This window comes from Oribacterium sp. FC2011, assembly GCF_000701645.1.
Lineage (GTDB): Bacteria > Bacillota > Clostridia > Lachnospirales > Lachnospiraceae > Oribacterium.
Genome location: NZ_JNJM01000007.1, coordinates 4,402 through 14,305, shown reverse-complemented (window position 1 = coordinate 14,305; position 9,904 = coordinate 4,402). Strand labels below are relative to the sequence as shown.

At 42.8% G+C, this 9,904-nt stretch carries 6 protein-coding genes; 1 reads left to right on the top strand and 5 read right to left on the bottom strand.

The window, feature by feature from the left end; genetic code table 11:
• The first annotated feature begins 122 nt into the window (after nt 1–122).
• Complete coding sequence (locus T357_RS0106915) at nt 123–2,042, top strand: S41 family peptidase (protein WP_031550146.1); 1,920 nt, start codon at nt 123–125, stop codon at nt 2,040–2,042.
• Nucleotides 2,043–2,101: 59 nt separating this feature from the next.
• On the opposite strand, the gene T357_RS0106910 is transcribed toward T357_RS0106915, so the two are convergent.
• From T357_RS0106910 to T357_RS0106890, 5 genes are all read right to left on the bottom strand, one after another.
• Nucleotides 2,102–4,795 (bottom strand): MFS transporter, encoded by a 2,694-nt coding sequence (locus T357_RS0106910; RefSeq protein ID WP_031550144.1) that lies wholly within the window; start codon nt 4,793–4,795, stop codon nt 2,102–2,104.
• Nucleotides 4,796–4,918: 123 nt separating this feature from the next.
• Nucleotides 4,919–7,342, bottom strand: a complete 2,424-nt coding sequence (locus T357_RS0106905) for a CocE/NonD family hydrolase (RefSeq protein ID WP_049962323.1) — start codon at nt 7,340–7,342, stop codon at nt 4,919–4,921.
• Nucleotides 7,343–7,501: 159 nt separating this feature from the next.
• Nucleotides 7,502–8,356 carry a DMT family transporter gene (locus tag T357_RS0106900; protein WP_031550139.1) on the bottom strand — a complete coding sequence of 285 codons (855 nt, stop codon included), beginning with the start codon at nt 8,354–8,356 and terminating at the stop codon, nt 7,502–7,504.
• A 114-nt stretch (nt 8,357–8,470) separates the two neighbouring features.
• The gene (locus T357_RS0106895; RefSeq protein ID WP_031550137.1) at nt 8,471–9,019 is read right to left on the bottom strand and encodes a chromate transporter; all 549 of its coding nucleotides are present in this window, start codon (nt 9,017–9,019) and stop codon (nt 8,471–8,473) included.
• Nucleotides 9,020–9,164: 145 nt separating this feature from the next.
• Entirely contained in the window at nt 9,165–9,713 is a 549-nt protein-coding gene (locus T357_RS0106890) for a chromate transporter (RefSeq protein WP_031550135.1), read from the bottom strand.
• Between the last annotated feature and the right edge of the window lie 191 nt (nt 9,714–9,904).

The following is a 9,904-nucleotide window of genomic DNA, read 5'->3' as shown; positions in this document are numbered from 1 at the left end:
TATCCTCTTATGAATATAAATAATGTGGTCGAAGTATCTTATATGTACGTGAAAAACCCCGGGTGCCGGGGTTCGATTTTATGCATTATGAATTAGTGATGAAAACTTCATGGAGGTCGTGAATGAAAAGAAAAAAACTCAATGGAATTTTGGCTTCGGCGATTACAGCCGGTATGATACTTGCAGGATGCAATGCTACTGCTACGCCTGAGATCGGTGCTGCTGAAACAACAGAAACTTCTGTACCGGAAGAAAAACAGGAATCTTCGGCAGCAGAAGAAGAGAAGCAGGAAACTTCTGCGCCTGAGGAAAAACAGGAAGAAGAGAATAATGAAACCTCAGCACCTGATGAGAAAAAGGAAACTTCGGCACCAAAAGAGAAACCGGCTGGAGGGGAACACGAAATCACAAGTGAGTCATATCCTGTTTATGCAATGACTGAACCGCTTGGAATGGATATGAAACTTTACTTCCTTGACGGAGTGAAGGATCTGCCCTATATCGAGTCCGAAGAGATTCTGTTTCTGATCAATGATGCCCTGCTTGGTGATGAAGCATCAGGCATAAACTTTACAATGGAAAAGAATGGATCGATCATAACCTATACCCGTCATCATAACGAAGAGAAAGCTTTTGATGATAACATTCCTTTGACATTTGATTTTGATAAAGACACTATCGATTTCATGGATTTTGATCTGTTCTGTAAGAGTCCGGGAAGCTCAACATTACTTGATCTTACAGCTATGCATGTTTTCAATGACAAGGGAGAACCAGCTGTATTTCAAAAGGTAGACAGAGGTTCATATGATCGTTACGGTGACAGTCTGGTCCTTCCGCTCGGAGAATATGGCATAGATATGATAATGCAGGATGGCCTCTATCTTGTGCCGCTTCAGACAATTAATGACTTCCTGATTACTGCCCCAAGCGGTGCTAACCTGTTTTTTAATTGTAAAAATCTGATTTTAACAGCAAAGGCAAGCGAATGTGAAGATCTGTACTACGAAGGAGAAACAGGTGAGAGAAGTCCTGCTCTTCAGGAGTATGGATACAAAGAGCTTTGTCTTATGATGGATTATCTATACGGTCTCAAGGAGCCTCATGAGATCGAGCACTTTGCCCAGCTTTTTCATGAAAACGGATTTGAAGCAATGCTTAAGTCATCTGATCCGAAGAATGCAGATATAGCAATATATCGTACAATAACAGATTATCTTGATGACGGTCATTCCCAGTTCGGATCTTATTCGTACTTAACCGGTAAAAATGATTATAAGGCACCAAAGGGAGCTTCCGAGTATAGATGGAACGATCATTATGAGAGATATACAAAAGCCCGCGAAAAATTCTACCCGGATGGTATTCCGGGATATGAGGAAGTAGGAAATACTGCATATATCACATTTGATCAGTTTTACATGGAAAGCGTAGAAGGAGAAGAGTACTATACAACAGATCCTAAAGATTTCTCTGACCAGGATACCATCGGGCTTATCATGAAGGCGCACTCCATGATCACACGTGAGAACAGCCCTATCAAAAACGTAGTTATCGATCTAAGTTGTAATCTGGGCGGTATGGCGGACACAGCTGTATTCACTCTCGGATGGTTCCTTGGAGAGGCTTCCATCGGAATGAAGAATACTATGACCGGTGCGATGTGCAGTTCTACATATCGCTGCGATGTAAACCGCGACCGTAAGTTTGATGAGAAGGATGAACTGGGAGACAGGAGACTGTTCTGTCTGACATCACCGGTAAGCTTTTCATGCGGAAACCTCGTTCCTTGTATTTTCAAGGAATCAAATAAGGTTACACTGTTAGGAAGAACTTCAGGAGGCGGAAGCTGTGTTGTTGAACCTGCTTCATCAGCCTGGGGAACATCATTCCAGCTTTCAGGAATCAAACGTCTGTCCTTCGTTATGAACGGTGCGTTCTACGATATTGACAGAGGCGCTGATCCGGATTACGCCATCAGCACACCTGAACAGTATTATGACAGAAAAGCACTGACAGAATACATTAATTCTATTTATTGATATAAACATAAGAATGCCGGCTCACCCGATCAAGGTGAGCCGGTATTTTGATATATAAATCAGCTTTTATCTTTTGCTTTTTTTCTTTTGGCAATAAAATTATACAAATTGGGTGCCGCCAGGCTCAGGGTACCAAGGAAGCCGAGAGCCATGGAAATAGCGATGGCGCTGAGGGTACCAAGTACCGGACCCTGAAATACCTTAAAACCATCTTCCAACGCATAATAGTTCTCCTGTATGTCTTTTGCTTCCAGATCTTTGTCTTTTGCCAGTTCAACAAGTGTAACGATTTTCTGACTGTCAATGACTCTGAAAAGGATGCTTATGGTAAAGTATACCATCACGGCAAAGACTACATTCTGATTCAGTATGAGAAGAATGATAGCAGCACCGCTGACAGTGAAGGCTCTGACCATGGACTGGAGCGGAGTAAGCTTTTTGAAAAGAACAGTGATTCCCTCTCCAAAATAACTGGCAGCATTGACAAGTACACCTATACTTGAAAGCATAATGCTGGATAAACCGGAATTCTCAGAGAACAACGGGAACAGATACTCTTCATAACCATACAGGAATGAAACCGAGAGTACTACAAGCACTATATACAAAAGAGCCTTTGGAGCTGCAAATGCTTTCCATACCTGCAAGGTCTTTACATTTTCTTCCTCTGTATCTCCTCCGCTGAGAATTGCGAAAGAAAGAGGAATAAGGGTAGCACACACAATGGCTCCAAACAGATAAAGAACAGTATAGCTTGTATACTCTGCGATGACACCGGCCACCATAAGAGAGATCATGATAGCTGCCTGTGTTGAGCTCTGACTTTCCAGAATCTTCTTATTTCTGTATGCCTCATCTTCGATTTCATAAGGTATTCCCTCGGCAAGAGAGAACAAAATACTCTCAAGGAAGATACCTTCCACAAATTTACATCCGGCGATCAGGTAAATGTTTTTCTGCATTATAGCAATCATTATTCCTACGAATGATAATGTGCTGAGAACAGATGAAAGAATACCCATTCGTTTCTCGCCAAACTTACCAAGAAGCGGAGAAGTTATCACTGATCCGATCCATGAACCTACCCTGTATGCTGTAATGGGAATCGCAAAAACCACAGCCAGTTCAACACCGCTATCGGTGTTGATGGAAGAGATGGCCTTGATCAAAAGCAGTGAATCAAGGTACATCAGTCCTGAAACGATAAAGTCATAGGTATTGCTGAGACTGTTCCTTGCTCTAACGGGGTCTGTCTTTCTTGTCTTGAAGAAATCCTTGATCTCGGCAGAATACTTGTCTGTAACATCCAAAAGGATATACAGGAACATGATGAAAGCAAGCAGCTGTAAGAATGACTCAATAACCTGCATCATCACGTGATTTCTGATCCTGTCATACCTGCTTCCCATTTGGAAGAAACCTATAGATTCATCTTTTAAATTATAGATAGGATAATTAATGTAGCTGTAGGTTCCGTCTATGGACTTTTCTATAATGTATTTTTCCAGAAATGAATCAGGGTTTTTGAGATCATACTTGTAGTCTCCGAACAGGTAGGGGGTACCTATGGGGAATTCATCATAGGTATCAACAAGAAGTAAAGGAGTTCCGTCATCTCCATAAACATATATCTGAAGGTACATGCCCATTTCAATTCCTGCGTTTGCACAGGACATCTTAAGATATGGGTTAATGTTGTTTATCCACTCCCTGGATTTGTCTGATTTGTATATTTCCAGGTTGCCATATTCAGCATCCTCCAGATCATCTAAAAGATAGAATGAAAATCCCTGATCTACTAATCTGGCGGAAGCGATTACTCTTTCCTTGACGTCTTTATCATATTCGTCCAGGCTCTGCCTTGTGTAAAAGAAAACAGCGATCACGAAAAATGACAGGAATATAAGGTACTTTCTGTAAGGCTTCAGTACTCCGGTCCTAAGCAGCAGGATCAATCCGACAAAAAGTGAAATGCCAAGGATTATTATCCCTGCGAAGTACAAAACATCCAGCACTTTTTGTTTTCCGGAAATAAAGATCTCTGACCTTCCAAAAGGCTGTATCACATTGGTTTCGATCAATTCGGGATGATAACTGGTTTCCTTTGTATTGAGATCATAGTAATATGTTTCACCAAAACGGTTGAACATAACCATTCTTTCATTTTCGGGTTCGTATCTTGCCCATAGGATAAAATCCTTTGTTTCAACACTGTCTTCTTTCTTCGGTTTTGGAAGTTCATTCTGTGGTTCGGCAGGAACAGAAATAAGGTCGGTTTGATAGTACCTTGAATCGGTGATATAAGCGGTCCCGTCTATGACTTTTAAATCCGTCATGTAATTACTGTCAACCAGATACTCTTCACCACATGGTCTTACAATCAATTCTCCAAGATAATCCCCTGAAAAAGAGTACTTCTCTATGCGTTCGCTGTCGTAATAGCTGTATTCCGGCATGTAGGTTCCGAGATTTACGTAAATACTTTCATCGTCGGTAAAAATCACTCTGAGATCACAGTCGGCCCCGTCAAATTTTGGTGTTATGGCTTTTATAAGCTCTCCGTTGGGCGCAGCAAACAAAAGGGTCTGGTTCCAGATGGCAACAAACCCTTTTTGGGTGTCCACATAAGATGTGACATTATTCTCATCAATATGTATGGTTTTGTTGATAGGGTAGTAATGTTCCTGACCTGTGCCTAAGAAAACAAAAAATGCAGCAAGAATCGGAATTATGAGCCAGAACTTTTTATTCATAAGTTGAGTCCTTATAAGATTATTGGATTAGAACAGACTGCGATGAATCTTTACAAAGGGATTTTCGGATGAGACATCAAGCTCATCCGAAAATCCGTAAAATCAGTGAGAGAGTTCTGTCACTTATTCTTTTTTCGTCTCGCTGTCAGTAGCTATATTATCCTTTTTCTTCAGATCGCTTTCGGTCGCAATAATTTCTTCTCTATCGAGTTCGCTTTCTGTTGCCACATCCACATCCTCGGGAGATCCTGCGATAACCGGGAATCTCATCTCCAGAGCTTCGTTGTCGATGTTGAAAGCATAGGTATATGAAGAATCCACAGAGTCTGTTATCAGACCGCTCTTGAAGTCCTCATCAAGGATGTCATTGTATGGATCCCAGCCGGTGATGATGAGCACTGCCTTGTGACCAGGTTCGAAAGTGTAGGACGTAGGCATGAGATAGATGGTGTAGTCATAGTACTCGCCTGCGTTCATCTCTTCTGTACGCTTTCTGTAATCCTTGCCTTCGTATCCGCCGCCCGGATTCTTGAGATCGGTATATCCGAAGGTGATAAGCTTTGCTGTGGTATTGCTCTGGACATATTCCTTAACCTTAGTGTAAGGCAGTCCACCACCGGTTTCTGCAGCTCCCAATGTCTTGGTCGGAAGGGTATCATAAATCCTGTGCTTAGTCATATAAGCTTTGAAACTTTCTTCGCCATCGATGGTATCAAGAAGCATTGCGGAAACCACCAGTCCGTCCTTGTCAACATCCTTCGTTGAAAGCTTCAGATGTACTTCAGGAACACCTGAGAAGATATAGTTATCAGGAACTTCATATACATACTTCGCATGTACGCTGTCCGGTAATGACAGGTAGTAATTGTCTCTTATGCTCTCTCTTCCAAACTCATCAGTACTCTCATAGTACTTGGCAAAGGTTGATCCTATGGCAGTAGTATCCACGTGATTGAAGTTGTCCGGATTAACTTTCTTATCATATTCAAATGTATGGTACTTGAAATCATCCCATGTATCATATGTCCTGAAGGAACCGTCAACATTGCTCTGAACGGAAACCTTTGGCATATCTTCTATGCCGTTATCAACGTCATAGAGGTAATGAGACAGCCACTTATTCATGATATTTTCCCAGAGGGTATCATTTATGAGCATTCCGTCAAGTGTGGAGTGACCATTCTGATGGAGTATCAGCTTATATGGCTGTCCTGCGCTTTCGAAGGCTCTCGCCATGAGATCAGACTGCTTGGTAGTAACATTAAAATCATTCATTCCATGAACTATGAGAGCAGAGCAGTTTATCTTTGATGGATCAAGAGTATAATCCAGCCTCTCCCAAATATCGTCATAATCTCCGTTAGTGGCTTCCTGATCCTCGGAGAACTGCCACAGGAAGGATGCATAATCATCATTTATCACAGTCCACTGATCATCCAGGAAGGCTGCGCCACTGTTAAAGGATGCAAGTGAGTACGCATAGGCCGCGTCATTTGCCTTGGGCACACCTTGGAAATTGGTGTAGTCATACCATGAAGCAATACCCGCAAACGGAATAATGGTCTTCAGTCCCTCAACTCCGGATGTGGCTACCTCAAACGGAAGAGTACCTCCATATGAACAGCCTGTCATGGCAACATTTCCGTTTGACCAGTCTGCCTTTATGGTAATGTCATTGTACGGATCTGTATAAGCGGTCCTCTTGCCTGTCAGCCATTCCACAACACATTTGTGTGAGTCTCTCTCGAGATCGAAGCCACAGAGTTCAAAGCCCTCCGAACCATAGGTGCCGATACCGCCGGCTTCAACAACCGCAAAGCCTCTTACAAGATAATAATCGTAAATTTGTGCATAGGTATATCCGATATCGCCTGTAACGGGAACACTGTAATTCCAGCATTCCGGAGATGCGATTTCGGCTGCCTCAAGAGTTGTCATACTACCTTTAGGCTTACGCTTTTGTCCGGGCTCATAAAGCTTATCGTAATCAAACGGAGTCTTGTTTAAAAGCATTTTACTGTTTTGCTCGGTCTCGTTAACCGTACCGGCGCCATAGGGAGTAGGATCGTAAATGGTGGCAGCCTTGAAATCACCCTCGGCAGCAGCCCTCGGAACCTGAACCAAAGCTTCCACAAGATCTGCTTTTCCGTCACCGTCAGTGTCATGATCGGTCTCGATATAAACACAGAATCTCAGGATGTCACTGCCGTCATTTGTATAATCGCTGTCTCTCAGGTTCGTGTAAGTGAGAATAGGCTGAGCCATGCCGTCTTCAAAGACTAATGCTTTCTTCTCACGTTGTATCGTTTCCATCCAGTTAACGTCAGTTTTTTTGGAATTGGAATCCGGCTTTACTTCCGCAGCAGGTGAGTAATCATTGGAAGATTTATCTTCATCGGCTTCTTTGGTTTCTGCGGCTTCCGATTCTGCAACCGATTCTGCAGCAGGTTCTGCCGGCGGGTTATTCTGTGCCGGTTTGGGAAAACAGGAAATAAGTCCGGTCATAAGGGCCAGTGTGGTCAATAAAGCAATGTGTTTTCGAAACATTATACTCCTCCTTCAGTAAATATTTTTAATCTGTCACGACCGCTTAATACTCCGGAATTTTCCGGAGAATTTCAAACATACTATGTATAAAATTTCGACCACGACGCATTACTTTATAACAGAAAGATGAAAGAAATATTACATTTTTATAACGGTGGATCACTTTTGATTATATAAAAACATTACTACCGCGGCTCCGATGATCAGGAAGTATCCTACTACGCTCCAAACATCCGGGATATCACCGAAGAGGAGGAACCCGAAGGCAGCAGCCCAGAGCACCTGGGTGTAGTCATAGACGGAAATTTCCTTTGAAGGAGCATGGCTGTAGGCGGCGGTGACAGAAAACTGTGCCGCTGTTGCCGAGGCTCCTGCCAGGAGGAGCATGGCAAGCTGATGCAGGTTCATTGGATGATAATTAAATGCAGTATAGGGAAGCACCGAAAGGCAGGAAAATGCCGAGAAAAACAGCACTATGGTAGCGCCCTTTTCGCCCCGGAGACCTGCCAGTCTTACCAAAGTGTATGCAAGCCCGGCGGAAATCCCGCCTATAAGTCCTGATAAAGAACCTACCAGATCCATATTGTCGGGTGAAGGCTTCACTACAAAAAAGCATCCGGTAAATGCAATCAGAATGATCAGGAAGTGTATGGGCTTCAGCTTTTCTTTCAAAATGAAATAGGAAAAAATGAGAACCATGAAGGGTGCCATTTTATTCAGGATGGAAGCATTAGCCAAAGGCAGATGATCCACTGCATAAAAGTTACAGAGTATTCCGATGGTTCCGAAAAAGGATCTTCCCAAAAGGATGGGGAGATTCTTTTTTTGCGGGTGGAAACCCTCGCCGCTTTTTATCAGCATAAAAAACGCTACAAACACGGCAACCAGATTGCGGAAAAAGCTTTTCTGTATGCTTGGCACGTCGCCTGAGAGACGTACAAAAATGTTCATGAGATTAAAGAAGAATGCGGATGAACAGATATATAGTATTGCCTTTGATTTCTTCTTTTCCATAAGACCTCCGGAAGGATAAATATTGTGTAGCACATTATCCCACGGGTTTTTATCAATGTAAAATTCTTTTCTGAAAACACCGGGTTTTATTATTACTATAGTTGGTGATTTTACTCATCCAAATGCTATTCCCAGTATTGCTGCGAAAATAATAAGATGTATCGGAGAAGCCTTACTTTTCAGGAAGCGCTTGTGCAGAAGCATAAACATTATCAGGATGAGGGTTATCAGGATATTCACATAGTTAAGGCCTTCGCTGGAATGGCAGTTATTTATGATCATATTCAGTCCTGTTGATATGATGATACCTATGATGCAGGGCTTAATGCCACGGAGCACCGCCTGGAAATGCGGATTTTCTGCAAAATTCTTGAGTATGGTTGAAACTATGAGAATGATGATAAATGACGGTAATGCGACAGCGGTGGTTGCTATGACGGCACCCAAAATTCCGCCCTGGCTGCTTCCTATATAGGTCGCCATATTCACCATGATGGGTCCCGGAGTGCTTTCGCTTACTGCTATCATATAAGTGAGCTGATCTTCGCTGAGCCATCCATAGCTCATGACCACATCACGTATAAGCGGAATCGCACCATAGGCTCCGCCAAATGCAAACATTCCTATCTGCAGAAATCCCAGTAATAATTCAAGATATATCATAAGTTGTCTTCTCTTTCTTAAATGCAGGTTATAAGTAGGAGCCAATTAAATCTGCATATGTATGTCAATTAAGGCTCCCAAAAGCAGCGTTAATAGAGCAGGGTGTTAGGATCTGACACTGAAGGGTGCGGGGCTCCATAACACATCACTTTTTTACCTTCTGTAAACTGTTGTATATGAGACCGATAAGGCCGGCCGTCATCATCATGATAACTGTTGAGACCTTGAATCCCGAAAGCTCTGAATAAAGCATCAGCAGCATTGATGAAGTAAAGATAATGATAGGAAACAGCTTCTTTTTCATTTTTGAAAGCATTCCGATTCCGGCGTTAAATATCAAAAGTCCCACTGCAAGCTTAATGCCACGGAAGGCATCGGCAACTATTTTTATCTCCATAAAATTGCTCAGAAAACAGGAGATGATATATATGATCAGGAATGAAGGAAGGATGACGCCAAGTGTTGCAGCAAAGGCGCCTTTTAACCCCTTTATCTTATAGCCCACGAAGGTGGCGCAGTTTATGGCTATGGGTCCCGGAGTAGACTCTGCGATGACGGTCATATTCATCATTTCATCATGGGTTATCCATTTCTTTTTTGTTACGCAAATGTCTTCGATGAGGGAAATCATGGCATACCCGCCGCCGAAGGTAAAGCTTCCGATTTTTGCAAATGTCAGGAACAGTTCAAGCATTTTGACTCCTTGTGATTTTTTTGATGATTAGCCGCCGCACACTCGTGACTTTAGTCGTGAGTAAGGCGGCTTTTTTAATTGCAGGACGTGACCACATGCCGCGCGCTGCTTCAAGTTTTGCCGGCAGCAAAACGATCAAGCGCGTGGCACACAAAACCACCCGCTAAGCGGGTGGGTGTTCAAGTTATACA

Bases quoted from the DNA above. Each gene is read 5' to 3' on its own strand.
- T357_RS0106915 (WP_031550146.1), top strand. From the start codon at position 123: ATGAAAAGAAAAAAACTCAATGGAATTTTGGCTTCGGCGATTACAGCC.
- T357_RS0106910 (WP_031550144.1), bottom strand. From the start codon at position 4,795: ATGAATAAAAAGTTCTGGCTCATAATTCCGATTCTTGCTGCATTTTTT.
- T357_RS0106905 (WP_049962323.1), bottom strand. From the start codon at position 7,342: ATGTTTCGAAAACACATTGCTTTATTGACCACACTGGCCCTTATGACC.
- T357_RS0106900 (WP_031550139.1), bottom strand. From the start codon at position 8,356: ATGGAAAAGAAGAAATCAAAGGCAATACTATATATCTGTTCATCCGCA.
- T357_RS0106895 (WP_031550137.1), bottom strand. From the start codon at position 9,019: ATGATATATCTTGAATTATTACTGGGATTTCTGCAGATAGGAATGTTT.
- T357_RS0106890 (WP_031550135.1), bottom strand. From the start codon at position 9,713: ATGCTTGAACTGTTCCTGACATTTGCAAAAATCGGAAGCTTTACCTTC.